The sequence below is a fragment of the Psychrobium sp. MM17-31 genome (genome assembly GCF_022347785.1).
GTDB lineage: Bacteria > Pseudomonadota > Gammaproteobacteria > Enterobacterales > Psychrobiaceae > Psychrobium.
In genome coordinates, this window is record NZ_JAKRGA010000003.1 from 234,539 (window position 1) to 261,246 (window position 26,708).

The 26,708-nt window shown below is 43.1% G+C and carries 23 protein-coding genes; 12 read left to right on the plus strand and 11 right to left on the minus strand.

Features of this window, described 5'->3' with window-relative positions; all coding sequences use genetic code 11:
- Nucleotides 1–71: 71 nt before the first annotated feature.
- Genes MHM98_RS09950 through MHM98_RS09960 form a run of 3 tightly spaced genes read right to left on the minus strand, consistent with a single transcriptional unit; the run spans nt 72 to nt 3,232 of the window.
- Nucleotides 72–1,337: a lipoprotein-releasing ABC transporter permease subunit gene (locus MHM98_RS09950; RefSeq protein ID WP_239439122.1), complete on the minus strand. Its 1,266-nt coding sequence runs from the start codon at nt 1,335–1,337 to the stop codon at nt 72–74.
- On the minus strand, nt 1,330–2,025 hold the full coding sequence (lolD, locus tag MHM98_RS09955; RefSeq protein WP_239439123.1) for a lipoprotein-releasing ABC transporter ATP-binding protein LolD: 696 nt from the start codon (nt 2,023–2,025) through the stop codon (nt 1,330–1,332). The genes MHM98_RS09950 and lolD overlap by 8 nt, the downstream gene beginning before the upstream one ends.
- Complete coding sequence (locus MHM98_RS09960) at nt 2,018–3,232, minus strand: lipoprotein-releasing ABC transporter permease subunit (protein ID WP_239439124.1); 1,215 nt, start codon at nt 3,230–3,232, stop codon at nt 2,018–2,020. The genes lolD and MHM98_RS09960 overlap by 8 nt, the downstream gene beginning before the upstream one ends.
- Before the next feature lie 195 nt (nt 3,233–3,427).
- On the opposite strand from MHM98_RS09960, the gene MHM98_RS09965 reads away from it, so the two are divergent.
- From MHM98_RS09965 to MHM98_RS09975, 3 genes are all read left to right on the plus strand, one after another.
- Complete coding sequence (locus MHM98_RS09965) at nt 3,428–4,006, plus strand: PilZ domain-containing protein (protein WP_239439125.1); 579 nt, start codon at nt 3,428–3,430, stop codon at nt 4,004–4,006.
- Nucleotides 4,007–4,091: 85 nt separating this feature from the next.
- Nucleotides 4,092–7,568: a transcription-repair coupling factor gene (gene mfd, locus MHM98_RS09970; protein WP_239439126.1), complete on the plus strand. Its 3,477-nt coding sequence runs from the start codon at nt 4,092–4,094 to the stop codon at nt 7,566–7,568.
- Nucleotides 7,569–9,218: a CsiV family protein gene (locus MHM98_RS09975; protein ID WP_239439127.1), complete on the plus strand. Its 1,650-nt coding sequence runs from the start codon at nt 7,569–7,571 to the stop codon at nt 9,216–9,218.
- Between the two features lie 101 nt (nt 9,219–9,319).
- Here the strand turns inward: MHM98_RS09975 and MHM98_RS09980 are convergent, their stop codons facing one another.
- Both MHM98_RS09980 and MHM98_RS09985 read right to left on the minus strand, forming a co-directional pair.
- Complete coding sequence (locus MHM98_RS09980) at nt 9,320–10,399, minus strand: AI-2E family transporter (RefSeq protein ID WP_239439128.1); 1,080 nt, start codon at nt 10,397–10,399, stop codon at nt 9,320–9,322.
- A complete protein-coding gene (locus tag MHM98_RS09985) occupies nt 10,399–10,632 on the minus strand; it encodes a sulfurtransferase TusA family protein (protein ID WP_275441515.1) in 234 nt (77 codons plus the stop codon). The genes MHM98_RS09980 and MHM98_RS09985 overlap by 1 nt, the downstream gene beginning before the upstream one ends.
- Before the next feature lie 98 nt (nt 10,633–10,730).
- Between MHM98_RS09985 and MHM98_RS09990 the strand changes: the two genes are divergently transcribed.
- From MHM98_RS09990 to MHM98_RS10000, 3 genes are read left to right on the plus strand one after another with little or no spacing between them, the layout of a single operon-like run.
- Complete coding sequence (locus MHM98_RS09990) at nt 10,731–12,233, plus strand: M48 family metalloprotease (protein WP_239439129.1); 1,503 nt, start codon at nt 10,731–10,733, stop codon at nt 12,231–12,233.
- 39 nt (nt 12,234–12,272) lie between these two features.
- Nucleotides 12,273–12,623, plus strand: a complete 351-nt coding sequence (gene arsC, locus MHM98_RS09995; protein ID WP_239439130.1) for an arsenate reductase (glutaredoxin) — start codon at nt 12,273–12,275, stop codon at nt 12,621–12,623.
- On the plus strand, nt 12,623–13,012 hold the full coding sequence (locus MHM98_RS10000; protein WP_239439131.1) for a DUF2069 domain-containing protein: 390 nt from the start codon (nt 12,623–12,625) through the stop codon (nt 13,010–13,012). Before arsC ends, MHM98_RS10000 begins: the two co-directional genes overlap by 1 nt.
- Before the next feature lie 84 nt (nt 13,013–13,096).
- Here the strand turns inward: MHM98_RS10000 and hda are convergent, their stop codons facing one another.
- Complete coding sequence (gene hda / locus MHM98_RS10005; protein WP_239439132.1) at nt 13,097–13,795, minus strand: DnaA inactivator Hda; 699 nt, start codon at nt 13,793–13,795, stop codon at nt 13,097–13,099.
- 97 nt (nt 13,796–13,892) lie between these two features.
- Nucleotides 13,893–14,969: a DUF2066 domain-containing protein gene (locus MHM98_RS10010; RefSeq protein WP_239439133.1), complete on the minus strand. Its 1,077-nt coding sequence runs from the start codon at nt 14,967–14,969 to the stop codon at nt 13,893–13,895.
- Nucleotides 14,970–15,233: 264 nt separating this feature from the next.
- Between MHM98_RS10010 and purM the strand changes: the two genes are divergently transcribed.
- Both purM and purN read left to right on the plus strand, forming a co-directional pair.
- Nucleotides 15,234–16,271, plus strand: coding sequence for a phosphoribosylformylglycinamidine cyclo-ligase (gene purM / locus MHM98_RS10015; RefSeq protein WP_239439134.1), 1,038 nt, complete (start codon nt 15,234–15,236; stop codon nt 16,269–16,271).
- A 41-nt stretch (nt 16,272–16,312) separates the two neighbouring features.
- Nucleotides 16,313–16,969 (plus strand): phosphoribosylglycinamide formyltransferase, encoded by a 657-nt coding sequence (purN, locus tag MHM98_RS10020; protein WP_239439135.1) that lies wholly within the window; start codon nt 16,313–16,315, stop codon nt 16,967–16,969.
- Nucleotides 16,970–16,982: 13 nt separating this feature from the next.
- On the opposite strand, the gene MHM98_RS10025 is transcribed toward purN, so the two are convergent.
- Nucleotides 16,983–17,219: a hypothetical protein gene (locus tag MHM98_RS10025; RefSeq protein ID WP_239439136.1), complete on the minus strand. Its 237-nt coding sequence runs from the start codon at nt 17,217–17,219 to the stop codon at nt 16,983–16,985.
- Between the two features lie 365 nt (nt 17,220–17,584).
- Between MHM98_RS10025 and asnB the strand changes: the two genes are divergently transcribed.
- Nucleotides 17,585–19,246, plus strand: coding sequence for an asparagine synthase B (gene asnB / locus MHM98_RS10030; protein WP_239439137.1), 1,662 nt, complete (start codon nt 17,585–17,587; stop codon nt 19,244–19,246).
- 66 nt (nt 19,247–19,312) lie between these two features.
- Here asnB and MHM98_RS10035 read toward each other — a convergent pair whose 3' ends face one another.
- The 3 genes from MHM98_RS10035 to MHM98_RS10045 form a co-directional block, all read right to left on the minus strand.
- On the minus strand, nt 19,313–20,611 hold the full coding sequence (locus MHM98_RS10035) for an inosine/guanosine kinase (RefSeq protein ID WP_239439138.1): 1,299 nt from the start codon (nt 20,609–20,611) through the stop codon (nt 19,313–19,315).
- 217 nt (nt 20,612–20,828) lie between these two features.
- Nucleotides 20,829–21,473, minus strand: coding sequence for an adenylate kinase (gene adk, locus MHM98_RS10040; RefSeq protein WP_239439139.1), 645 nt, complete (start codon nt 21,471–21,473; stop codon nt 20,829–20,831).
- A gap of 193 nt (nt 21,474–21,666) precedes the next feature.
- The gene (locus MHM98_RS10045) at nt 21,667–23,100 is read right to left on the minus strand and encodes a glyceraldehyde-3-phosphate dehydrogenase (RefSeq protein WP_239439140.1); all 1,434 of its coding nucleotides are present in this window, start codon (nt 23,098–23,100) and stop codon (nt 21,667–21,669) included.
- Between the two features lie 285 nt (nt 23,101–23,385).
- Between MHM98_RS10045 and MHM98_RS10050 the strand changes: the two genes are divergently transcribed.
- From MHM98_RS10050 to pyk, 3 genes are all read left to right on the plus strand, one after another.
- Nucleotides 23,386–24,198: a DUF2989 domain-containing protein gene (locus MHM98_RS10050; RefSeq protein WP_239439141.1), complete on the plus strand. Its 813-nt coding sequence runs from the start codon at nt 23,386–23,388 to the stop codon at nt 24,196–24,198.
- Between the two features lie 114 nt (nt 24,199–24,312).
- On the plus strand, nt 24,313–25,167 hold the full coding sequence (locus MHM98_RS10055; RefSeq protein WP_239439142.1) for a MurR/RpiR family transcriptional regulator: 855 nt from the start codon (nt 24,313–24,315) through the stop codon (nt 25,165–25,167).
- A gap of 28 nt (nt 25,168–25,195) precedes the next feature.
- Entirely contained in the window at nt 25,196–26,632 is a 1,437-nt protein-coding gene (gene pyk / locus MHM98_RS10060; RefSeq protein ID WP_239439143.1) for a pyruvate kinase, read from the plus strand.
- Nucleotides 26,633–26,708 lie beyond the last annotated feature (76 nt).

The window sequence follows — 26,708 nt, forward strand, 5'->3', positions numbered from 1 at the left end:
ATTTACGTACTACATGAAAGTATCATTAATTAGTTTTACATAATCTTTACGTTTACTTACAAATCTTTAGATTACTGCCCTAACACCATCGCTGGCTTTATCTTCGCTGCGCTCGTCGCTGGATACAAAGTCGCCAAGAAGCTTATCGTCAATGTTGCGCCCACTAATACCAACAGATCACTAATTTCAAATTGCGCCGGCAGAGAATCTATAAAATAAATATCGCCAGAGAGTACTTGAATATCAAATACAGATTCTAAAAACTGCACGATTTCTGGCAGGTTGACACTGAGTATTGTTCCTAGCACGCCGCCTAATAAACAACCTAAAGCAGCGTTAATCATGCCTTGCACAATAAAGATCTTTTTTACCTGCGCGCTCGATAATCCCATTGTTAGCAAGATAGCAATTTCACTCTCTTTATCGTTTACCGCCATTACTAAGGTAGAAACGATATTAAAACTAGCCACGGCAATAACTAGCACTAATACGATATAAGTGATCATTTGGACTAATTTAATGTCGTTATAAAGATGTCCCTGGGTGCGGGTCCAATCGCTTAAATAGACATAGCTTTTAACATTACGACCAATATCTCTAACGGTTTCAGTCGCATTAAAAATGTCACTAAATTTGAAGCGGATCCCCAATACACCGTTACTGATATTAGCCAGCTCTCTAGCATCATCTAAATGAATGTAAGCCTGCAATGCGTCAAGTTGCCCGCCGAACTTAAAACTCCCTACCAGCGTAAAATTAGCGACCGTAGGCGCAGATAAACGCCCCTGCTCTCCCTTTTGTGGGATCATGATAGAGACGCTATCGCCAATTTCGAAAGCGAACTTATCGATTAAGCCTTGGCCGAGAATGATATGCCGACTACCGCTGGTTAATTGCAGCCAAGCTCCTGGCGTCACATAACTCGCACTATCCATCACCTTTGCTTCTTGATCGGGCAAAACGCCATCAAGAGAAATTCCTGAAAGATCGTTCCCCTGCAATACAAGCCCTTTAACTGCGATGACAGGTGCACCGTCAATAACACCGGGAATGTGTTTTAGATCGTTAACAACCTGCTGCCAGTTGGGAATTGGCTGATTTACAGCGATTATTTCGCCATGCGGGACAACAGATAATAAACGATCGCGAAGCTGTTGTTCGAAACCGTTCATAGCCGACATAATGACTAGTAGCACGCTTATTCCGATAGCTATGCCAAACATCGCCGTCATCGAGATAAATGAAATAAATCGGTTAGCAGATTTAGCGGTTAAAAAACGAAGTCCAATTGCGCTGCTTAAACCAAATGCCAGTGGTAAATTACGCTCGTTATTCATTGACGCTATCCGCCTTAGCTAAATGACCACTAGTTAGATTCACCACGCGATCTAATCTGCTTGCCAAATCATTGTCATGAGTCACCACAACAAAGCTCGTACCTTGTTGATCACGTAGGGATTTTAACAACTCAAAGATAGCCAGTGCATTTTCACTGTCTAAGTTGCCTGTTGGCTCATCGGCTAATACCAATGACGGCTTATTCACCAACGCGCGCGCGATAGCAATCCGTTGTCGCTCTCCACCAGACAGTTGACTTGGCTTGTGATGCGCTCGTTCACAAAGGCCGACTGAATCAATCATCGCCAGTGCACTTGCACGCGCCGCTGACTTAGATCCGCCGGCAATTAACAGCGGCATCATGACATTTTCCAACGCACTAAACTCAGCTAGTAAATGATGAAATTGGTAGATGAAGCCAAGTTCGTTGTTTCGAAAATCAGCTTGTTTGCCTTTACTCAGCTGATGAATATTCTGGCCTTTAAACAGCACTTCACCACTACTCGGCTCATCAAGCGTACCAAGGAGATGCAACAAGGTTGATTTTCCTGAACCAGAACGTCCGGTAATTGCTAATAACTCATGAGAATTTAGATTGAGATCTAATTCAGACAACACCTTTACCTGATTCTCACCATCTTGGTAAGTTTTTGAAATGCCTTTACAGGTTAATAATGAGTTATTCATGTTTCAATGCCTTAGCGGGCTCAACTGCGCCAGCTTTATATGAAGGATACAAGGTGGACACTAAGGTCACAACCACAGTAGCAACGACTAAAATTGCAACTTGCTGAAAATCTACCACGATTGGTAATCCGCCAGTCGGGTCAATTGGATTGGCAACGATATTTAGATTTAGTGCATGGAGAATATCATTGAGATTAAAGGTTAATAATAATCCAATGATGGTGCCCAATACCGTACCTACAAAACCGTTGAGTGTCCCCTGAGCAATAAATATCATGGCAATGCGAGTGCGCGATAAACCAAGCGTGGAAAGAATCGCTATATCGGTTTGTTTTTCAGTCACTAAAATCACCAGCGCTGAAATGATATTAAAGGCGGCAACCGCAATAATTAAACTCAGCATCATCCACAGCATATTCTTTTCCATACGCACGGCGCTAAAGAGTTCACCGTATTGCTCGCGCCACGTTGAAATTTTCTCAAGCTCGATATTTTGCGCTAACTTACTGCTCACTGGCGCGTCATCGAAAGCATTTGATAGGAACAATCGATAATCAGATACATCAGCTGTCCGTTGACGCAGCAAACGTTTAGCATCATCAATATGCACCAATGCTATCGAAGAATCTGCTTGTGACTGCATCTCAAATACACCGCTAATGGTAAAATTGCGCTGGCTCGGCATACGGCCAAACGGCGTGAAAACGCTTTTTTGCGCTGAAATAACCCGTATTTTATCGCCAACAGTAACATTGAGCTGACGAGCGAGGATCCGTCCCAAAATTATTCGATACTTGCCACTTTCTAAGCTATCAAAGGCGCCATAACGCATGTTGCTGGCGAGTAGGTTAACCTTGCTATCTTGATTAGGGTCGATGCCTTGTAACATCACTGCGCTAAGTTCACTGTCACCTTGGATCATTGCCTGAGACATTGACAATGGCGTCACCTCAATAACCTGAGATGGCAGCTTTAGTAAACTAATCTGCTCTTTGGGCACGTCTTTAATCACAATGTGCGGCACAGCGCCTAGAATGCGATCTTTTAACTGACTTTCAAAGCCGTTCATTACCGACAGCACAATAATAAGCGCAGCAACGCCTAACAAAATACCGCCAATTGAAAACAGCGTAATGAAATTAAGAAACCTGCTACCGCCGCGTGCTCTCGCGAAGCGCCATGCAATCAAATATGGTGTAAGATTCAACGTAAACCCGCTTATTGCCGTTTTATATCTATCCACAGACCGAAATTAAGCGAATAAATTCAATCCGTTGAAAATAGATAACTTGTGGCCGTTCCTAAAAAGGTGAATAATAAAAACAAAAGGCGATGATAATGGCATTAATTCTTAAACCCAAGTTTTATTTACCATTATCAAAAATTAGATAGAGGAAGCCGCGTGGATAATCAACAGCAATTTTTTTCAATTAGCCATCCCTTTGAACTGAGTGTTACTGTACTTGGCAAATCGGCACAGGTTCCCAACGACGAAGCCTTTATCGCGAACATGCCAACGTCCTTTAAATTGGCGTCACAAATTAGTCAGCTTGACCGCCACACCATCAAGCCACTAAGAAGTTTAGGAGAACAAGCCTCAGAGCTTTCCGATTTTTTGGCCTTGCAGTCAAAAAAAATCGATCTCATGATGAGCTATATCCTCACCCTTGACGAAGGCAGCAAAGCCCGAAACCGCGGCACTAGCTTCGGCGGCAGCAATATTACCTTTATTAACGATTCAGCGCTTGAGAATGAGTGTTTATTAGAGCTAAAACTTTTTATCGAAGAATGTAACAGCGCAATTTACGCCTTTGGTAAGGTTATCGAAAGTTCGCCGTGTGATGACGGTTATACGATCAATGTTGAATTTGTAAAAATCGATGAAGAAGATCAAGAGCAACTGGTTCGCAATTCCCTCCACATTCAAACCATTCAACTAAAAGAGCGTAGCAACGCCCGCAAACCAGAATCTGGGGAATAAACTCCCCTATTCATCCTTGGTTAATTTGGCGAGAATAAGCTTATGAGGTTATACTAACCGCATCTTTTATTAAGTTTTTTTCATAATGTCTTTGATTCGCCAATTTATCACTACGCTTCCCGATCTTACTAAGGCTACCAACCAAAAAATCCACATTGGAAACCTTAAAGGCAGCGCCCTGCCGCTGACCTTGGTGGAAACCGCTAAACAACAAGCTTCGTTAACTGTGGTTTTGTGTAGCGATACAGCAACGGCGCTCAAACTTGAAACCGAATTAACCTTCGTCGCGCAAGAACACAATTTACCAGTGATGTTGTTTCCAGATTGGGAAACCTTACCGTACGATAATTTCTCACCGCATCAAGACATCATCTCGCAGCGCCTAGAAACGTTATATCATCTGCCAAATATGGATCACGGGATCGTATTACTACCGATAGCTACCGCCATGGCAAAGCTAAGCCCTAGCGAGTTTATTAATGGCCATACGCTATTATTAAAAACCGACGAAGAGCGCGATCCTAATAAACTAAAACAAGCGTTAGATACTGCTGGTTATGAGAACGTTCATCAAGTGCTGGCCCATGGTGAGTACAGCCAACGAGGCTCGATCTTAGATATCTTCCCTATGGGCAGTAACAAGCCATATCGCATCGATTTCATTGACCACGATATCGATTCAATTGCCTTTTTCGATCCTGAGTCACAGCGCTCGAAAGAGCGCGTCAGTGAAATTCGTATTTTACCTGCGAAAGAATTCCCAACTCATCAAATGGCAGTGGAACTGTTTCGCAGTAATTGGCGCGAGCGCTTTGATGCATCAAACGCCGCCGACTCAATCTACCAACAAGTAACAAAGCAGATCTGGCCAGCGGGTGTTGAGTATTATTTGCCGCTGTTCTTTAGCCAATGCGCCACCTTGTTTGATTATCTTCCTGACGACGCGACCTTGTTTACCGTTGGTGATATTAACGAAAGTGCCAATGAATTCTTTGAAGATGTTAAGCACCGTTATGAGGAGCGCCGCTACGATCGAGCGCGCCCTATTCTCGAGCCGCATGATTTATTCTGTCGTGTTGACGAGTTTTTTGCCCAGCTCAATAACTTCAATCGCATAGCGCTGTCTGAGGAAGAAGCCAAATCCCAACAAGGTCATTACAATTTAGCGTGCCGGGAGATATCAGATATTAGCGTCGATCACAAACAAGACGCGCCAACTGCAAAACTGATAGATTTTCTAAATCAAGACAAAGCACGTAAAACCGTATTCTGCGTCGAATCCCTTGGTCGGGCACAGGCGTTATTGGAATTACTGCAAAAAGACAATCTTGCGCCAGTTGAATGTAATGAGCTAGGCGAAGCGTTAAAGCATCCCCTGAGCGTACTAGTTGCGCCATTGGAGAGCAGCGCACTATTAATCGACGATAACATCGCGCTAATTTGTGAAAATGAACTCTTTGGCATTCAAGTATCTCAGCGCAGACGCCGTGAAAAAGCACAAACCATATCCAGCGAAGCTATTGTTCGAAGTCTGGCGGAGTTATCAATCGGCCAACCTGTCGTTCATTACGATCACGGTGTTGGACGCTATCAAGGCCTTACCTACATTGAAAATGGCGGCATCAATACCGAATACGTGACACTTGAGTACGCCAATGAAGCGAAACTTTATGTGCCTGTTTCATCACTCAACCTAATTTCTCGCTACAGCGGTTCAAGCGAGGAAAGCGCGCCGCTCCATAGTCTTGGTAGTGATAAATGGACCAAAGCTAAACGCAAAGCCGCAGAGAAAATTCGTGATGTGGCGGCAGAGCTTCTTGAAGTCTACGCCCAGAGAGCCTCACGCAAAGGCTATCAGTTTAATGTCAATTTTGACGACTACAATCAATTTGCCGCTGACTTCCCATTTGAAGAGACCGTCGATCAACAAAACGCGATATTGCATGTGGTCAATGATATGCAAAAGAAAAAGCCAATGGATCGTTTAGTTTGTGGCGACGTTGGTTTTGGTAAAACAGAAGTAGCAATGCGTGCCGCCTTTGTTGCTGTTAACGACGGTAAACAAGTAGCTGTGCTCGTACCAACCACCTTGTTAGCCCAACAGCATTTTGAAAACTTTCGAGATCGATTTGCTAAGCACGCCATTCGAGTTGAACAGTTGTCTCGTTTTCGCAGCGCCAAGCAACAAAAGCAAGCCATAGAAGACGTTGAAAGCGGCAAAGTCGATATTGTTATTGGTACCCATAAACTGATTCAAGGCGATATCAATTTTCACGATCTTGGTCTATTAATCGTCGATGAAGAGCATCGTTTTGGTGTACGCCAGAAAGAGAAAATCACCTCACTACGCGCTAATATCGACATCTTGACCATGACCGCGACACCTATTCCACGTACATTGAACATGGCAATGAGCGGCATGCGTGATTTATCAATTATTGCAACTCCACCTTCGCGCCGTTTATCAGTAAATACCTTCGTTCGCCCATATGATGCAGCGTTAGTTAAAGAAGCAGTGCGCCGTGAAATTCTTCGTGGTGGTCAAGTTTATTTTCTGCATAACGATGTCGATAAAATTGAAGACATGGCCCAAGATTTAGAAGCGTTGCTTCCAGAAGCACGCATTGGCATTGCCCATGGCCAGATGGCCGAGCGCGAACTAGAAAAAGTTATGAGCGATTTCTACCACCAGCGCTACAATCTACTACTGTGTTCAACCATCATTGAAACTGGTATCGACGTACCAAGCGCCAATACAATCATAATTAACCGCGCAGACAAATTTGGCTTGGCCCAGCTCCATCAGCTGCGCGGTCGCGTTGGTCGTTCACACCACCAAGCTTATGCGTACATGTTAACGCCACCACCTAAGCAGTTAACACGCGATGCCCAAAAACGTCTTGAAGCGATAGAAAATTTAACCGATCTCGGTGCTGGTTTCGTACTAGCGACCCACGATTTGGAAATTCGTGGCGCTGGTGAACTACTCGGCGATGATCAAAGCGGTCAAATCCAAACCATTGGCTTTAGCCTCTACATGGAAATGCTCGACAGTGCGACAGAGGCGCTAAAACGCGGCGACCAGCCAAAACTGGATAATCTATTGCCGCAAGGCGGTGATGTTGACCTTAAGATTTCGGCTTTGTTACCAGAAGATTATATCTTTGATGTTAATACCCGCCTGTCACTGTATAAACGGATTGCTAACTGCGAAGATGATAAAGCACTGGATTCGATGCAAGTTGAACTTATCGATCGCTTCGGTTTATTACCTGATGCCGCTAAAAACCTGTTTACCGTGTCGCTTATCAAACTGCGCATCGCAGCGTTAGGTATCAAGCGACTCGAAGTTGGACTCAACGGCGGTCAGTTAGTATTTGGTGAAAACACCATTATCGATCTAGGCTACTTGATGTCATTGCTGCAAACCCAACCAGCAATATACAAGCTTGATGGACCTACTAAATTAAAATTTGCTATAAAAACAGAGAATGCCGCCGATAGACTAAATCTAGTCAATGCGATGTTGACTGAGTTTGAACGCAACACCACGGAGAAATAAATGAAGCACCCTATTAGCGCGTTATCATTATTGGTGAGCAGCTTAATGTTTACTTCAACCAGCCATGCTAGTGAATCATGGTTTGAAGTCGAGGTCATCGTATTTGAGAGGCTCGGACAGCAGACCAAGCAACAGTTTAAAGAGCCCGTAAAACATTTCAATACAGAGAAAACTATCCGCCTTGTTGACGATGCGTTTTATGGCACTGCCGCTCCTTGCCCGAATCTGAGTCAATTCGAGCGCTTCAGCCTGCTTCCCAAAGAAACGATAACGGACGAGAACCTTGAGTCTTTTGCTGAGCCAGCCGTTGAGAACACTACTGTAATATCGCCAGAAGCAGCGGAAATGTCCGTAGAAAACGTCGCAGCTGAGCCTGAGATCGAAATTATTGAGTGCGTAGCGCCTGATGATACCTTGCTACAACAAGCATTTGTTGAAAAAGCAAAACGTGAGGAAGCACGGGCCTTACTGATTGACTCAGGTGTCGCTGATAGCGCCCAAACAGTTGATAACACGAGTAACATCTCACTTGCCCAACAATTAACTGGCGAACAGCCAACGCCAATCGATGCAGAATCGCAATCAGCTACTTCAGAAAACACTGCAGCTGAAGATAGTTCGGACGAACACACCACTGAGAGTCTCCAAGCACAGGGACTAAACGATACAGAGGCTTTAGCACCAGTCTACAATCCTGATATCTATATCCCGTATCCTACAGAATTTGAATTTAACGGCGTTCATTACCGCGCTATCGAGCAGCAGGAAAGACGCTATAAAACTCCGCTTACCGTTTTCCAAACTGTTGAACTGGACAATGTAGAAACGGCTGAGCCTCAAGTTAACGCAGATGAGGATCAACCACCACTGCTCCATAATCCAGAATCTCCTTACCTGCTTGACCAATCACGCCTTGAAATGAGTGAACTGGTTAAGAAATTACGCTGGCAAAAAGACACTAAGCCGTTGCTGCATCTAGGCTGGCGTCAACCGACCCTTGCTCGTCATTTAGCAAAACCGATCCATTTATTCGCTGGTGAAGACTATTCACAGGAGTTCGACGTTAATGGGCAAGACAAAGCGCGTTTGGCACAAGAAGCTGCACTTGCAAAAGAAAAACTTGAATTAGAAGGACAATTACAAGAAGAAAGCGTGGTGGATAAGTATTCAACTTCTGACACCCTGGTGGAGCCAAATACACTACCACAGCCACTACCAAGCACCAATATTGAAGATATCCTTGGCGAATTAAAAGCACAACAACCAGTTGAAGACCAACCCCTTTGGCGTTTGGACGGTCTCCTTAAAATTTATTTGAATCACTATTTGTTTATTGAAACCGATTTTGATTTGCGAAAAGTTGAGCAAGTCAAACAACTTATCAACGATGATGTGACCGATGAATTATTAGAGCAAGAGCTTGTCTTAAACGACGCTTTTTCTAACCAAGAGAATAATGCAGCAGACGTTGAAAATCCTGATACGACTTCACAAACACGTTTTGTTAGTCAGTTAACTAGCCATCCCATGAAACAACACCGCCGTGTGCGCTCGAAAGAAATTCATTATTTCGATCATTCAACCCTTGGCATGATTATCCAAATTAGACGGTTTAAAATACCAGAACCGCCAACAGCACCGGCAAGCTAAACAAAAAATAGCAAGCTAAAACAAAAGCGCATCATTGATGCGCTTTTTTTAGTGCAATACATTGCTGCAATAACTGATATCAGTTTAATTACTCTCGACAATTATGGCGCCGCTGGTACCTGCTCATTGTCACTCTTTTGCTTAGACATCGCATTGACAACGGCTTTTACTAATGTCGCTAAAGGAATTGCGAAGAAGACGCCCCAGAATCCCCACAATCCACCAAACAACAACACAGCGACAATAATCGAAGTAGGATGTAGGTTCACCGCTTCACTAAACAGCAATGGTACCAATAAGTTGCCATCAAGCGCCTGAATAATACCGTAAACGATAACCAGATAACCAAACTCCGGAGAAATACCCCATTGAAATAGTCCAACCAAGAATACTGGAATGGTGACAATGGCTGCACCGATAAATGGGATGAGTACCGATAAACCTACTAATACCGACAGTAACGTCGCATAAGCCAGACCAAGAATACTAAAGGCGATATAACTAACACCGCCGACAATTACAATTTCAATCACCTTGCCGCGAATATAGTTACTGATTTGGACGTTCATTTCCGCCCATACTTGAGACGCCAAACGGCGGTTAGCGGGAATATAACGAGTAGCGCTCTTAACTAAGAGATCTTTATCTTTCAAAAAGAAGAAAATCAACAACGGCACTAAAATGACGTAAATCATTAACGCAACAAGGTTTACCAAGGATTTAAATGACTGCGATACAATACCTTGCCCTAAATCGATGACATGGGTTTTAGCGCTGTCGGTAATACTTTGAATTTGTGCAGCATTAACGTAGTTTGGATATTTTTCAGGGAGTGCCAAAAGGTACTCTTGTGCTTGTGACAGCATTTCCGGCATATCGCTACTCAATGCCACCACCTGATGCCAAACACTAGGCATAATACCAAATACCACCAACATGATGATTGCTGAAGCTATTGCCAGCACTATGACCACACTTAAGGTGCGCGGTATTTTATGGCGTGTGAGCGCTGTGACTGGGCGTTCAAGTAAATAGGCAAAGACAATCGCCACTAACAACGGCATAAGAATGCTTGCGAAGAAATAAATAGTAAGTGCAAGCGCGACTAGAATAAAAACCAATGTTACAGCGTGGGGATCTGAAAATTTTCGTCGATACCAATTTGTTATCAGCTCAAGCATTAAACCTTCCTTTTTGTGATTTGGAGATTGACGGTAACCTGGTTGGTTAACTCATCTGTTTGTATTTCAACCAGATGGCCCATTTTTTTTAGAATAGCGGGAACATCTTGTATCGACCCTGGGTCAGACAATAAAATTCGACAACGAGTTCCCACCTCGGCGTTTTTGACAAACAATTTAGTTTGCACCAAGGGAACTGGACAACGAAGTAAAGTAAAATCAAGTATTTTCAATGCAATAGTATAATAAACTGCGATAGGCTATTATCACCTGTAACGCTTCAAAGCTCAATCGCAACGACGCTAACTCCCCTATTTAAGGAAACTTTACATTGCCAACGTCTGAGACAACAGCCAACAAATTCTCTGGATTAAAGAAAACGGCGTTAAGTTTATGCCTGTTACCGCTATTTGCTATGCACAGCACAAGCTCTATCGCTAAAGATACTAATCCGCTAAAACTTCCAGAACTTGGCACTGTTGCTTCTTCGTCGCTTACCATAGAGAAAGAAATTCGCATCGGAAAAGCTTATAAGATGATGATGCGTTCTCGTGTGCCGATCATTAACGATCCACTACTTGAACAATACATTAACGATGTTGGGCTTAAATTGGTGGCGAACGCCGATGATGTCAAAACCCCGTTTGAGTTTTTTATGGTGGAAAATAAAGCCATCAATGCATTTGCTTTCTTCGGCGGTCACGTTGGGATCCATACTGGTTTGTTTACATTGGCGGACAACGAAAGTGAGTTAGCGTCAGTTTTAGGCCATGAAATTACCCATGTTACCCAACGCCATCTTGCGCGCTCCATCGAAGCCAGACAACAAACCAGCCCAGCAACAATGGCGGCGCTACTTGGCTCTATTGCGCTTGTAATGGCTGGCGCCGGTGAAGCAGGCATCGCAGGTATTCAAACATCACTAGCCCTATCTCAGCAATTAGCCATTAATTACACTCGTTCCAACGAGCGCGAAGCGGACAGAATCGGCATCGCGTTAACCGCAAAAAGTAACTTTGATCCCGCTTCAGCAGCGGTATTTTTCGGTAAGATGGCGGCCCAGCATCGCTACAGTACAAAGCTACCACCTATGCTGCAAAGTCACCCTGTCACTGAATTACGTATCGCCGAAACACGTGTCCGTGCACAAGCCTACTCACCAGTGCGCCTAAACCCGAGTCTTCCTTTTCTGTTGGCTAAAGCACGGATCTTAGTCCGCTATAATCAAACCACTGATGATGCTATCAACCACCGTTTAAAAGTAAGCTTTGATGCCAACACGCCAGAGCATCGAATGGCACATGATTACGGTAAGGCATTAATGGCGGTACGCTTGAAACAATACGACCAAGCCTTAACCATTATCAATCACCTTAGAAAGACTGAGCCGAATAACTTGTATTTTCTGGATACGCTATCCGACATCTATATCGGTATGAAACAGCCGCATAAGGCAATTGATGTTCTTGAAAATTATAATGAGTACATGGCTGATAATCCGGTAATTGCCCTCAACTACGCTTCCGCATTAGTGGAAGCTAAAGAATACGATAAGGCAATTACTAAGCTCGAGCGTTTTACCACTGCCCATCCAGAGAATATTCCTGCGTGGTCAATGCTAGTCGATGCAAATCAAAAAGCTGGTCACCGCGTTCAGCGACACATTGCTAAGGCGGAACATCTCGCACTGTATGGCAATTTCAAGCAAGCGTTAAAGGAGCTATATCAGGCTCATAACAACATTAAGAATGATCAGATCACCCAAGTAAAAGTTCAAGCGCGCATTAAACAACTGCGCCAGCGAGAACAAGACTTGAAAAATCTAAAAATTTAGGCAAAGATCCGCGCCAACTAATTATATAAAGAGGCTGTCATGTCCCAAATCACCATCTTTCACAACCCGCGTTGTTCAAAGAGCCGTCAAACCCTGCAACTATTGAACGAAAACAGTGTCGAGCCAGAAATCGTTGAATATTTAAAAGTTGGTGTTAGCCAAGAAACAGTAGAATCACTGCTGAGCAAATTAGGCGTTGAGCCACGTGCGATGATGCGTACTAAAGAGGCTGAGTACAAAGAGCAAAATTTAGGTGATGACAGTGTAAGCCGCGATGCCCTAGTCAAGGCGATTGTTGCAACACCAAAACTGCTTGAGCGTCCTATCGTTGTAAATGGTAATAAAGCGGCGATTGGTCGTCCACCAGAAAATGTGTTGGATATTATTTAATGCGTGAAAAGACTCGCCGCGCGCTGATACTTGGCCAAACAGGCTACTTCGGTTTATTGATCTTCCTGCCTTTATGGCATTTGATCATTGTACCGTCTGAGATGAATAAATACGTGACCTTTGTCTTAACCGTTGGTCCGTTATTACTGCCACTCAGAGGCATTTTAAAACGTCAGCCATATACTTATGCTTGGTCAAACTTCATCGTGATGTTTTACCTCCTTCACGGTTTGACGCTGATTTGGGATCGCCCTGACGAGCGTGTTTATGTCGTTATTGAATTGGTATTAGCAATGATGATGTTTATTGGCTGCTCTTACTTTGCGAAATTCCGCGGCCAAGAGCTAGGATTAAGTATTCGCAAAAAGAAAGACGAGCCACAAACTTAATCTATTTCCGTGATAAAAGCCAAAAACTAAAAAACCGCTGTAACAAGCGGTTTTTTTTATCACTAGATTAATCTACTCAAGGTTTTATAACTTGAGCGTGTCCTTAATAAAAGGAATCGTTAATTTGCGCTGTGCTTGCATCGATGCTTTGTCTAAACGATCTAGCGTATCGAACAAGGTACGCAAATCGCGATCTAAGCGATTAAATAAATACTTCACCACATCATCACTAAGGACCAGACCACGCGCCTCTGCGCGCTGTTGCATTGCAGCTAATTTGTCATCGTCAGACATTAAGTGCACTTGATAGCTCAAGCCCCAACTCAAACGCGACACCAAATCAGGTAATTGGAAGTTATTTTGGGTTGGCGAATTACTTGCACTAACCACTAATCTTCCGCCAGCTTCTTTTACGCGGTTATATAAATCGAATAACGCCTCTTCCCATAACGGATTACCAGCAACACTATCGATATTATCTAAACAAATCAGGGGTAAACTATCGAGATTTTCTAAAATAGCCACACTCATTGACGCGTACATTTCAAAAGGAATATAGAAGGTTTGCATCCCCTGCTCTTGAGCAGCCGCACAACAAGCGTGAAGAAGATGTGTTTTGCCGGATTTAGGTTGGCCCCAAAGGTAAATAAATTGATTCTCTGCACTAGCAACTTGCAAAGACATTACATTGAGTAATTCTTCGTTGTTAGCGGGATAGAAACTATCGAATGTTTCATCATCCGGTAAATATACGGGCAAAGACAATTGGTTAGGGTTAGACAAAAGTGAAATCCAACAATTTATAAAGCGAGTTTAGTTTACATGCCGCGTCATACAGAGGCAACCGCCAAACCCTTAAACCCGCTTGAACGCAGAATATTTAACCTCGCCACTCGAACAAAACGAGACTAGGATCATAATTCACAATCTGCGACATCTTGCTACCAAGATTGATTAAATCAAGAAATGAATCCCTACTACCCAATAATTGAACTTTAAAGCTGTATTCGTTGGCTTTGACCTTGACCAAAACAACATCCTCCACCGCTTTAATACTCTTAAGATACTCAACGGCTTGAGCATAGCGCCTAAGTGAATCAATATTTGTTAAAGTCACCATCATATCGCCATCTTTAGCCGTGGTATCGACACTATATTGCTTTGCGAAAAAGTCTGTGCTTTGGTTAATGATCTCGTTGAATGCACCATTTAACGACGTCGCATCATCACTGCCAGTCATACTAATATCAGCGCTTGTTTGGCCAAAAATATCCACGTCAGAACCCATTTTGAATACCGACCAAGAGACGTTTTTGCTAAAACCGTAGTTAGTCACTTTACCCAAAATCATATAGTCAGAACGATAGCGTGCATTGGCTACCGCAACTTTGTCTTCAAACTGGCCCCACACATCACCAGCGGAAACCACCATTTGATCGTCGAGATCCCAAAGAGGCACTAATAAAGGTAATCCTCGTACTTTAGCGATTTTTTTAATATCCGCTAATAACTGCGGCGAAGATTGCTCGTTTAAAATTTGGCGATTGCCCTGCTCGTCTTCATAGACAAGCCATAACATTACCGAAGGGCGCTCGGCGTCCCACAAGGTAAATCCATTTTGCTTTAAAAGCTCGTCAATTAACTGTTCATTAAAGGTAACGGCTAGCTCATTACCGCTAGCAGTTTGATTAAATCCAAAGCCAGACGCGTAAGATAACGCCTTTGCAATTTCCTGTTGAATTGTCGGATGCTCGGTGATTTTGCTTTGGCCAGATACTTTGACCAAAACTTGGCCAAACATCGACTTAATCGCTTCATTACGCGCAGTATTGGATTGACCGCTAACCGGCGCAGATGCTTGATAGAGAGTTTGATTTGATTGCGCTAATGCAACGTTGGAAACACTTAAACTCGCCGCCAACAGCATAGATGAGAACAAAACAGATTTATTAAACACGATGATCAGAAAATCCTTATTAAGTGTGAGTGAAAGCTTAGCATAATTAATGCGAAAACAGCACGATGCGCAAGATAATATCTGCAGCAGATTTACCAACACTGAACAAAACTAGAGCGTAATAGAGCGAATAACGTGCTTTGTATCACTTTAGTTGGCACAAACGCCAAAAAAAACGTGAAATAAATCTCATTTTTTCGTGTTCTATCCTAAGACATTACGCTAGAATACGCGCAATTTTTATGGCTAAGCAGGAAATTTCTCGTGAGCAACTCAAAATCCTTAAGTTACAAAGACGCTGGTGTAGATATCGACGCAGGTAATGCACTGGTTGATAACATTAAAGGTGTTGTAAAACGCACACATCGTCCAGAAGTAATGGGTAATATTGGTGGTTTTGGCGCGTTATGTCAGTTACCGACTAAATATAAAGAGCCAGTATTGGTATCTGGCACTGACGGTGTCGGTACTAAATTGCGCTTAGCGATTGATTTAAAGCGTCACGAGAGTGTTGGTATCGATCTTGTTGGTATGTGTGTTAACGATCTTATCGTGCAAGGTGCAGAGCCACTATTCTTCCTTGATTATTACGCAACAGCAAAACTGGATGTTGATGTAGCTACTCAAGTAGTTACCGGCATTGGCAGAGGGTGTGAATTATCGGGTTGTGCATTAATTGGCGGCGAAACAGCCGAAATGCCAGGCATGTACCACGGTGACGATTACGACATGGCTGGTTTCTGTGTGGGTGTTGTTGAAAAAGAAGATGTGATTGACGGAACCAAAGTCAGCGATGGTGATGCACTAATCGCCCTAGCCTCATCAGGTCCACACTCAAATGGTTTCTCATTGATCCGCAAAGTACTTGAAGTTAGCGGTGAAGATCCAGCAACTGAACTAGACGGTAAATCAATTGCTGATCACTTAATGGAGCCAACGCGCATCTACGTTAAAAACTGCCTAGAAGTCATCGAAAAACACAATGTGCACGCTCTGTCACACATTACTGGTGGCGGCTTCTGGGAAAACATTCCACGCGTACTGCCAAGCAACCTAAAAGCCAACATTAAGGGTGACAGCTGGCAATGGCCGGTAATCTTTAATTGGTTACAAGAAAAAGGTAACATCGAAACGTACGAAATGTACCGTACTTTTAACTGTGGCGTCGGCATGATCTTGGTTGTTCCTCAAAATGAATTAGAGAGCGCTTTATCACAGTTTAAAGAACTTGGTGAAAATGCGTGGCATATCGGTGACATTGCTACTCGTAATGGTGACGAAGAGCAAGTTACAATCGCTTAGTATCTATTTGTTGTCACAGAAATGTGTTGTAAAAGAGAATATTGATGTCAAAAAGAATTGTGGTATTAATTAGCGGCAACGGCAGTAACTTACAAGCCATCATTGATGCTTGCGAAGCCAAACAGATTGCTGGTGATGTCGTTGGCGTTATTTCTAATAAAGCTGACGTTTACGGCTTAGAGCGCGCGGCAAATCACAACATCGAAAGTGCGGTGATCAGTCATCGCGATTTCGAGAGTCGTGAAGCTTACGATGTTGAGCTTGCACACGCCATCGACAAGTTTGAAGCGGACTTGGTGGTTCTTGCTGGATTTATGCGTATTCTAACGCCTCAATTCACAGAGAAATTCGCCGGACGAATGCTAAACATCCACCCGTCATTACTGCCTAAATATCAGGGCCTCAATACTCACCAACGCGCTATTGATGCGGGTGATACCGAGCACGGTGTTAGCGTACATTTCGTAACAGCTGAGCTTGACGGCGGTCCAGTCGTGCTGCAAGCAAAAGTGCCGGTGTTCCCAGAAGATAGTGCCGATGATCTTGCCTCTCGTGTCCACGAGCAGGAACATCGCATCTATCCATTGGTCGTTAACTGGTTTGTCGATGGTCGACTGAGTGTGGCAGACCACAATGGGCAACAAGTTGCTGTCCTAGATAACAATATTTTAGGTAGTGCAGGCTACTCTCCTGAATAAATCACAAAGGCGCTTATCCAAGCGCCTTTTCTTTTGTGATCTCTAACGTCATTGTCTCAGGTGCTCCGCCAAATGGTGCTTCACATTCGACTAAAAACACCCCGCCATTAGTTTTCCAACGACCGTCAACATTGAAGGTACGTTCGCCGTTAAAAAACTCACTCGTCCACTTATCAACCATTAAGCCTTGTTCAACAAGGAGCTCTTCACTTTGCAACCGACACAAACGCTCTACTGCCTTAATTGACATTAAGGGCTCACTAGCTACGACTAAAGTTGGTATGAAAAGTAATAAACTAATCCATTGAAAAGACATAATATTTCTATTCGTCGAAAAAAACTTAATAACGATTGTATATTAACGTTGACATTAATAAACCCTTTAGTTATAAAGTTTGCAAGATTATAAAAATCAACAATATTTACGACATAGATTGTACTTAAGTACGACACCAATAAATATTGTGAGTTAAACGAATTAGCGCAACGCGCACTTTGATTAACCACCCTTCAACTTACCGCCAAATTAAGCGCTATATAGTGACTGCTGTAAATCGTGCTAGCTTTTTATTGCCTATTATAAATTTGCCCCCGTGGCGTTAGGAGAATTTTTGTATGTGTTCTATCTTTTCTATCTTCGATCTAAAGTCTGATCCCGCACAACTGCGTGAAACCGCTTTAGAAATGTCTAAGCTAATGCGCCACCGTGGCCCAGATTGGTCGGGGATCTATGCTTCAGACAAAGCGATTTTAGCGCATGAGCGTTTAGCGATTGTTGACATCGATAATGGCGCACAACCACTATACAACGAAGCTGGCAACAACATCCTAGCGGTAAACGGTGAAATCTATAACCACAAAGAGCTTGGTGCTGAGTACCCAGATTACCCATTCCAAACCAAATCAGACTGTGAAGTTATCTTAGCGCTCTATCAGGCACACGGCAGCGACTTCTTAGATAAGCTAAACGGTATGTTCGCATTCGCTTTATATGACGAAACGCAAGATCGCTACCTACTTGGTCGCGACCACATTGGTATCATTCCTATGTACACGGGCTATGATGAGCACGGTAACTTCTATGTCGCGTCAGAAATGAAGGCATTGGTACCTGTGTGTAAAACCGTTGAAGAATTCCCTCCTGGCCATTACTACGATTCGAAAGAAGGTAAACTCGTTAAGTACTACCAGCGTGATTGGACTGAATACGATGCAGTTAAAGACAATGATGCCAGCCCTGCAGCATTAAAAACAGCGCTAGAAAACAGTGTTAAGCGTCAACTGATGTCAGATGTCCCTTACGGTGTACTATTGTCAGGTGGTTTAGATAGTTCAGTAATTTCAGCTGTCACTCAACAATTTGCCAAAAAACGCGTAGAAGACAACGATGAGTCAAGCGCTTGGTGGCCTCAGCTTCATTCGTTTGCGGTTGGTCTTGAAGGCTCTCCAGATCTCGTAGCAGCTCAAGAAGTTGCAGATCACTTAGGCACAGTGCACCACCCTGTTCATTTTACGATCCGCGAAGGTTTAGACGCCATTAAAGATGTTATCTATCATCTTGAAACTTATGATGTAACGACGATTCGCGCTTCTACGCCGATGTACTTAATGGCGCGTAAAATCAAGGCAATGGGCATTAAGATGGTACTTTCTGGTGAAGGCTCCGATGAATTACTTGGCGGTTACCTCTACTTCCATAAAGCACCAAACGCACAAGAGTTCCACGAAGAAACTGTGCGCAAACTAAACAAACTCCATATGTTTGATTGTGCCCGTGCGAATAAAGCCATGTCTGCGTGGGGCGTTGAAGCCCGCGTACCATTCTTAGATAAGGAATTTGTTGATGTTGCAATGCGTCAAAATCCTGATGCGAAAATGATCACCAAAGATCGTATGGAAAAACATATCTTACGTGAAGCCTTCTCTGACATGCTGCCACAATCAGTTGCATGGCGTCAGAAAGAACAATTCTCTGACGGCGTTGGTTATTCATGGATTGATGAACTAAAAGCACACGCGGACGAAGTAGTATCGGATGCGCAACTAGAGAATGCGGCATTTAAATTCCCACACAACACGCCAGACAGTAAAGAGGGCTACTTATTTAGAACCATTTTCGAGCAGCACTTCCCAAATGAAACTGCTGCCAAATGTGTGCCAGGTGGCAAGTCGGTTGCCTGTTCAACGCCAGAAGCACTAGCGTGGGATGAGAGTTTCCAAAACATGAATGAGCCATCAGGACGTGCTGTCGCTGCAGTTCATAACGATAGCTACTAAGTTTTCACCTATAAAAAAAAGGGCCAGCAAATGCTGGCCCGTTTTAGTTAAAAGCTTTAGGCAGGCTTATTGCTCCCAATACGCTTCTTCTAATGAATCTTCGCGCTCTGGTAGGCCTTTAGATAGACGCGGTGAATGTTGGTTTAGCATTTCAAAACTTACGCGGTTTGAATATTTACATACCTGCGCAAACGACGAATAAGTTAATGCATTTTTGATGTGCTTACTCGAGTTCGGAAAGTGCTGCTTGTGATAGTGATTAGCCGCCATATCGTGGAGCAACGCTGATAACGCGCCATCACCTGCACCATTGGTATTCTTAATTTTCTCAGGACCGCCCATGTAAGGCTCAATGTGAGAAAATACCATCATAGGTTCACTACAGTCTGCTTTAGTCATGGCGCGGCTAAATTCAAACTGGTTAAAATCGGCAATTTTACCTGTTTTCAGTGGGTTTTTAGTTTCTCGCTTAAGATCAAAATCAGTATAACCAGATAGATAGAGCCCTTCTGATCCAGCAGTTAACAATACTAAATCACAAACCGTCAGTGCTTTTTCACTAGCTAGCAGGGGATCATCAAAGCCAGTCAAGGTTTCAGCTTCTTCTTCGTTCATCGCTACCACTGACACGTGTTTCTCAATAAACTCAAGCCACCAGCTTGGGTTCTCAGCAATCAATTGCTTAGTTCCAAGTGACAATACTACTGGGACATCGTGTTTGTTCGCCAGCTCGACAGCACTTAGCGTCGCCGTATTGATGGTGTCACCCTCACCTACACGCATCAGATAAGCACTGATCACCAAGGCTGAAGATTTCGCTATGACATTTTCGTCAACGTTCTCTTGCGTTAATGCGTTGGCCATACCTTGGTTAAAGGCGAACGTACGCTCACCATCTTCGCTGATCAGGGTAAAACAACGGCCAATAGGACCTGAAACCGGCTGCAAATAATCTAAGTCCACTTTCGATGAGGTATTACACAAGTATTTATAGGCATAACCCTTAGCGCGAATGGGATCACTAATCACGCCAAATAACACACTGCGGTTATCTGATAAGACTGAGAAATTGTGTAGCGTGTTGCCGATAGTCCCGCCAGCAAATTCATGACTAATACTATCAGCATCCAATAATGCACCGTAAATAGTTTCCGCTTGGGCATCGTCCACCAAGCACGATGTCCCTTTGATCAAGTCAAAACGATCTAGAAAGTCTTGACTCACAGGCGCTTCAATATCTACCAGCGTCTGATCGATACCACAGATGTGACTCTCGATTTTTTGGCTTTTATTAACTTGATGCGCCGCTTTTGGCGTTGTTACGGGAAAATAGTGCTTAATTTTGCGTTGACCGGGAAATTTCATGAAATCGCCTAATAAAATTAAAAAAGCCCAAATGATTAGCCATTTGAGCAAACGCCGCTATTCTAGCTCAATCTCTGGGCACACACGAATAAAAAATTGCGATGAATTAGTGTCAATACTCAATAATGTGACTCATGTTAACCACATCACGTTTTACGCAAACTAAAGGCATAAAAAAACCAGTCGCGGTGACTGGTTTTCCGTTAAATCATTAAGCTTAAGCAAGTAGTGATTTGATCTTTTCACTTACATCACTAACCGCTTGAGTACCGTCTAAGCTATGGTACTTGTTTAAGCCAGCTTCAGCAGCTTTAGTGTAATACTCAACTAATGGCTTAGTTTGATCGTGATAAATACCTAAACGCTTACGTACAGTCGCCTCTTCATCATCTGGACGGATAGAAAGCGCTTCACCTGTTACGTCATCAATGTCAGCAACTTTTGGTGGATTGTAAACAACGTGGTAAACACGGCCAGAGCCAGCGTGAACACGACGACCACTCATACGCTTAACAATTTCTTCATCTGGCACGTCAATCTCTACTACATGATCAACGTCGATACCATTCTCTTTCATCGCGTCAGCTTGTGGAATAGTACGTGGGAATCCGTCTAGAAGGAAACCTTTGGCACAATCGTCTTGCGCTACACGCTCTTTTACTAATCCAATGATTAACTCGTCTGATACAAGTTGACCTGCATCCATTACCTTTTTAGCTTCTAGACCCAAAGGCGTGCCCGCTTTTACAGCTGCGCGCAGCATGTCACCAGTCGAGATTTGTGGAATACCAAAAGTATCCATTAGAAATTGTGCTTGAGTGCCTTTACCAGCGCCCGGTGCGCCTAATAAGATAATACGCATGTAGATCCCCTATCGGATTGCTAAACTTTAATTAATCTCTGGATAATACAGTACAAAACAAAGATGTACAGTCAATCGTGGTTAGACTTTAGCCAGATAACAAATTTAATTGATTGAAATTTCTTTTAAAATAAAAAGTAAAACAAAAAAGCCAATGAATTACTTCATTGGCTTTCTCTTAACACCGGATTACTTAGGCACGTGGCAGTGTTGGGTAATCTAGGCCAAGCATGTTACGCATTACGCGCACTACCTGACAGCTGTAACCAAACTCGTTGTCGTACCATACGTATAGTACACAGCTGTTGTCGCTAGTAATGGTTGCTTTTGAGTCAACAACACCAGCGTAACGGTTACCAACTAAGTCAGTTGATACGATTTCGCTTGAAGTCGTAAAATCAATTTGATCTTGTAACTCTGAGTGAAGTGCCATGTCACGTAGATAGGTGTTTAACTCTTCTACGTTAGTGCCTTCTTTCAAGTTCAAGTTCATGATCGCCATTGAAACGTTAGGTGTAGGAACACGAATTGCGTTACCAGTTAACTTGCCAGCAAGAACAGGAAGCGCTTTGGCTACGGCTTTAGCAGCACCCGTTGACGTAATAACCATGTTTAACGGAGCACTACGACCACGACGTGGTGACTTGTGGTAGTTATCGATTAAGTTCTGATCGTTAGTGTACGAGTGAACTGTTTCGATGTGACCGTTTACAATGCCGAATTTATCATCCATTGCTTTCAGGACTGGTGTAATGGCGTTAGTGGTACAACTCGCCGCACTTACGATGCGTGAATCACCAATCATTGAATCATTCACACCGTAAACGATGTTATCGATATCACCTTTCGCAGGAGCAGTTAGTAGCACTTTAGAAGCGCCAGTAGATTTAAGATGCTCAGATAGACCAGCTTCGTCAGTCCAAATACCGGTGTTATCAACCACAAGCGCGTTGTTAATGCCGTATTTAGTGTAATCAACAGAATCAGGAGAGTTAGCGTAAATCACTTGGATGTAGTTTCCGTTAGCGATTAATGCGTTGTTAGATTCATCAACTTCGATTGAGCCATTGAAAGGACCGTGTACTGAATCACGACGTAGTAAGCTAGCGCGTTTTTCTAAATCACCACCTTTACCACGTACTACGATTGCACGCAGGCGCATTACGTTCGCTTGACCGCTGCGCTCAATAAGCAGACGTGCTAATAAACGACCGATACGGCCGAAACCGTAAAGTACAACGTCACGTGGCTCAGCCTCTTCGCCTTTACCGATTAATTCGCTTAACTCTTCAGTTAGGAATTCATTTGCTTTTTCATAGTCAGTACCGTGCTGCTGAGCAAATTTAATAGCAATTTTACCAAGATCGATACGCGCTTGAGCAATGTTTAACTCTGTGATCGCTTGTAATAATGGGAAAGACTCACGTAAACGTAATTTCTCGCCAGTGTGCTGACGAACGTTACGGTGTGCTTTGATAATATCGATAGTAGAGGCAGTAAGTAACGGACGACCGTAAACAGTGATTTCAACACCTTGCTGACGGAACAGTTTACCTAACAATGGTTGCATTGCTTCAGCGAGTTCCTGACGTTCTTGCCAGCTGTTCAAATGTTTATCTTGAGTCATTAAAGCTTCCTTAATTGGTCTAAATTTGTAAAGCGAATAAATAATACGTAAAGTGTTATTAACTCAGTATTGGCAATAAGTCATAACGACCATATCACCAACACTAGTAATTTAATTTGGATGATTACATCCAGCCTACATCATTTAAAATAATAGTGGTTAAACCTACTGAAATTCGCAATGATGACGCCTCTAAAATTGGCGGCTATTCTATAGCAGAAAGCCTTATATTACTAGGGTTTAGGCGGATTTATTAAAATGTAATATTTTAATCAGGACTGAAAGTTGAATACAAAAAAAGCGACATTGATAACAAGCATTATTTCGTTATCGCTAACAGGATGTTTTAGTGACGAAAAGAGTATCTATGGCATCTGCGATGATCACCCAGAAATCTGTATGGATATAGAAACCAAAGGCTGGTGTAAACAGGAAAGATCTAGCCTGATCCGCAATCGCTACCAACAAATCGTTGACCCTGAGGACGAAGAAAACCTTTATAACAGCCTGATAAATTGGAAAAAGTTTAGTGAATGTATCGAAACAGCATCCAATATCAAGCGTAAAAACCTTAAAGACCGCGATCCAACAAAAGCAGCAAGTTTTGTTAATTCAGTCGCTGAAATAGAAAAACTTGAGCAACTGACCAAAAATAGCCAGCTTCCGCAGCTTTTATACTATCATTGGGCGCAAGACGGCGATGACAAGAAAATAGACCGCTTATTAAAGCTTGATAAAAAAGGTGAATTACAAACCACCCAATTACAAATGATGATGGCGTCATACTATGACAAGCGTGACCGAAAAAAAGCCGCTAAAGCCCATTACAAAGCGCTTTCATATCTTACCCAACAAGATTTAGACACATTAGATCATGGCATTTTTGCGTCACTATCTACTTACTTTTATCAATCGAGTAAACCGAAGTTGTCCTATGTATGGGCTCAAGTCGCAATAAAATACGGACTTAAAGCTAACATCTATAGCTCATTAACAGCTGAAGTTAAAAAGCAAGGAGGCTCTATTGCTGATCTCGATGATAAAGCACAAAAAGTCTATGACTCTATTCAATCATTGAACTTCAAACCACCAAAATAGCTCACAAAGTTGGTACTTTTTTGTAATTTAATTACAGAAAAAGTGCCAACCCCGTTGCAAAACGCCTCAATATTATGTCATATTCCCTGTAAATTAATTACAGGCATTGTTTTTATGAATGTTTTAGAGCAAATCCAACTTAATTTAAATAAATTAAGTCGCTCAGAGCGCAAAGTAGCCGACGCTATTCTCGCCTCCCCTAAGTCCGCGATTCATTCTAGTATCGCTACATTAGCTAAATTAGCTGACGTAAGTGAACCAACGGTTAACCGTTTTTGCCGTAGAATGGATACTAAAGGATTCCCTGATTTTAAATTACACCTAGCACAAAGCCTCGCCAATGGTACTCCTTATGTAAATCGCCACGTTGAAGAAAGCGATAGCGTTGAGGATTACACCAACAAAATTTACGAGGCAACCCTCGCTAGTCTAGATCGCAGTCGTCAAATGGTAGATACCGCCACCATCAATCGCGCTGTCGATATTCTTACCCAGTCGAAACAAATTTCGTTTTTCGGCCATGGTGCGTCAGCAGTGGTAGCCCAAGATGCCCTTAACAAATTTTTCCGCTTTAACGTACCAGTTCAGAGCTTTCAAGATGAGTTGATGCAGCGAATGAGTTGTATTAACTCAAGTGATGGTGACGTTGTCATCTTAATTTCACATACAGGGCGTACAAAGTCCCTTGTTGAACTAGCAATTATCGCAAAAGAGAACGATGCGACAGTTATTGGCATCACTGCGACTGATTCTCCGCTAGCCAACGAGTGTAACTTGGTCATTTCCACCGAAATTCCGGAAGACACCGATTTATACATGCCTATGGCATCACGCATCGGTCAACTAGTGATCATAGATGTACTAGCAACAGGATTTACACTGCGCCGCGGCAGCAAATTCCGCGACAACTTACAAAAAGTAAAACAAGGGATCAAAGAATCTCGTTTTAACAAACTACTCGACAAATAAACGTGGCAATAAAACTACTAGGAATATTATGTATAGACGTACAAAAATCTTAACCACCTTGGGGCCATCAACTGATACACCAGAAGTATTGGAAAATCTTATTAAAGCTGGCGCCAACGTTGTCCGTTTGAATTTCTCCCACGGCACCGCACAAGATCACATCGATCGCGCCAACATGGTACGTGCCGCGGCAAAGAAATTAAATACTTATGTAGGCATCTTGGGTGATCTACAAGGCCCTAAAATCCGTGTTGCACGATTTAAAGATAAAAAAGTCATGCTTAACATTGGTGATACATTCACCTTAGACGCAGAGCTAGATAAAGACGCTGGCGATGCACAGCAAGTTGGTCTTGACTACAAAGAACTACCTAATGATGTTGCGCCTGGTGACTTATTATTACTCGATGATGGCCGTGTTCAATTAAAAGTTACTGGTATCGAAGGCAGTAAAGTGATCACCGAGGTAGTAATTGGTGGTCCTTTATCAAACAACAAAGGCATCAACAAGAAAGGCGGTGGTTTAACCGCGCCTGCCCTAACGGAAAAAGACAAGCAAGACATTCTAACTGCCGCTGAGATTGGCGTTGAATATTTGGCGGTATCATTCCCACGTAATGGCGATGAAATGCGTTATGCTCGTAACTTGGCAGAGAAAGCGGGTCTTAGCACTAAGCTAGTGGCAAAAATTGAACGTGCTGAGGTAGTAGCAACCGATGAAGCACTAGACGATGTCATTCTAGCGTCTGATGCTGTGATGGTTGCTCGTGGCGATCTTGGTGTTGAAATCGGCGACGCAGAATTGGTGGCAGTTCAGAAAAACATCATCGTACGTACTCGTACCTTAAATCGTGTGGTCATTACCGCTACGCAGATGATGGAATCGATGATTTCAAACCCAATGCCAACACGTGCTGAGGTAATGGACGTCGCAAACGCCGTACTTGATGGTACTGATGCAGTAATGCTATCAGCTGAAACCGCTGCTGGTGATTACCCGATTGAAACTGTTCAAGCGATGGCGAATGTATGTTTAGGTGCTGAAAGCCACCCTTCTATTGCAAAATCACGCCATCGTGTATCAGAAGAGTTTACAACTATTGAAGAAACGATTGCGCTATCAACCATGTATGCAGCAAACCATCTGACAGGCGTGAAAGCTATTGTCTCGCTAAGTGAGTCTGGTCGTACACCAAAACTGATGTCGCGTATTAGTTCGCACATGCCGATCTATTGTTTGTCACGTCATCATGCGACATTAGCCGCGGCTGCGTTATATCGCGGGGTTTATTCAGTATTCTTTGATTCTACAACCGTAGAATACGACAAGTTAACAATGGCAGCCATTGCGCAACTTAAATTAGATGGCCATGTTGAAACTGGTGATGTTGTGATGTTTACCTGCGGCGATGCCATGGAAACTGTTGGTGGAACTAACACTTGTAAGGTGCTTACTGTTCAGTAAAGCCTTAGGTTAATTAACAACACAAACACAAAAACGGCGCTTTTAAGCGCCGTTTTGTCGTTTATTACACAAGGTC

Excerpts from the sequence above, each read along its gene's own strand:
- MHM98_RS09950 (WP_239439122.1), bottom strand. The coding sequence starts at position 1,337 with ATGAATAACGAGCGTAATTTACCACTGGCATTTGGTTTAAGCAGCGCA.
- lolD (WP_239439123.1), bottom strand. The coding sequence starts at position 2,025 with ATGAATAACTCATTATTAACCTGTAAAGGCATTTCAAAAACTTACCAA.
- mfd (WP_239439126.1), top strand. The coding sequence starts at position 4,092 with ATGTCTTTGATTCGCCAATTTATCACTACGCTTCCCGATCTTACTAAG.
- MHM98_RS09975 (WP_239439127.1), top strand. The coding sequence starts at position 7,569 with ATGAAGCACCCTATTAGCGCGTTATCATTATTGGTGAGCAGCTTAATG.
- MHM98_RS09980 (WP_239439128.1), bottom strand. The coding sequence starts at position 10,399 with ATGCTTGAGCTGATAACAAATTGGTATCGACGAAAATTTTCAGATCCC.
- arsC (WP_239439130.1), top strand. The coding sequence starts at position 12,273 with ATGTCCCAAATCACCATCTTTCACAACCCGCGTTGTTCAAAGAGCCGT.
- MHM98_RS10000 (WP_239439131.1), top strand. The coding sequence starts at position 12,623 with ATGCGTGAAAAGACTCGCCGCGCGCTGATACTTGGCCAAACAGGCTAC.
- MHM98_RS10025 (WP_239439136.1), bottom strand. The coding sequence starts at position 17,219 with ATGTCAATTAAGGCAGTAGAGCGTTTGTGTCGGTTGCAAAGTGAAGAG.
- asnB (WP_239439137.1), top strand. The coding sequence starts at position 17,585 with ATGTGTTCTATCTTTTCTATCTTCGATCTAAAGTCTGATCCCGCACAA.
- MHM98_RS10035 (WP_239439138.1), bottom strand. The coding sequence starts at position 20,611 with ATGAAATTTCCCGGTCAACGCAAAATTAAGCACTATTTTCCCGTAACA.
- adk (WP_239439139.1), bottom strand. The coding sequence starts at position 21,473 with ATGCGTATTATCTTATTAGGCGCACCGGGCGCTGGTAAAGGCACTCAA.
- MHM98_RS10045 (WP_239439140.1), bottom strand. The coding sequence starts at position 23,100 with ATGACTCAAGATAAACATTTGAACAGCTGGCAAGAACGTCAGGAACTC.
- MHM98_RS10055 (WP_239439142.1), top strand. The coding sequence starts at position 24,313 with ATGAATGTTTTAGAGCAAATCCAACTTAATTTAAATAAATTAAGTCGC.
- pyk (WP_239439143.1), top strand. The coding sequence starts at position 25,196 with ATGTATAGACGTACAAAAATCTTAACCACCTTGGGGCCATCAACTGAT.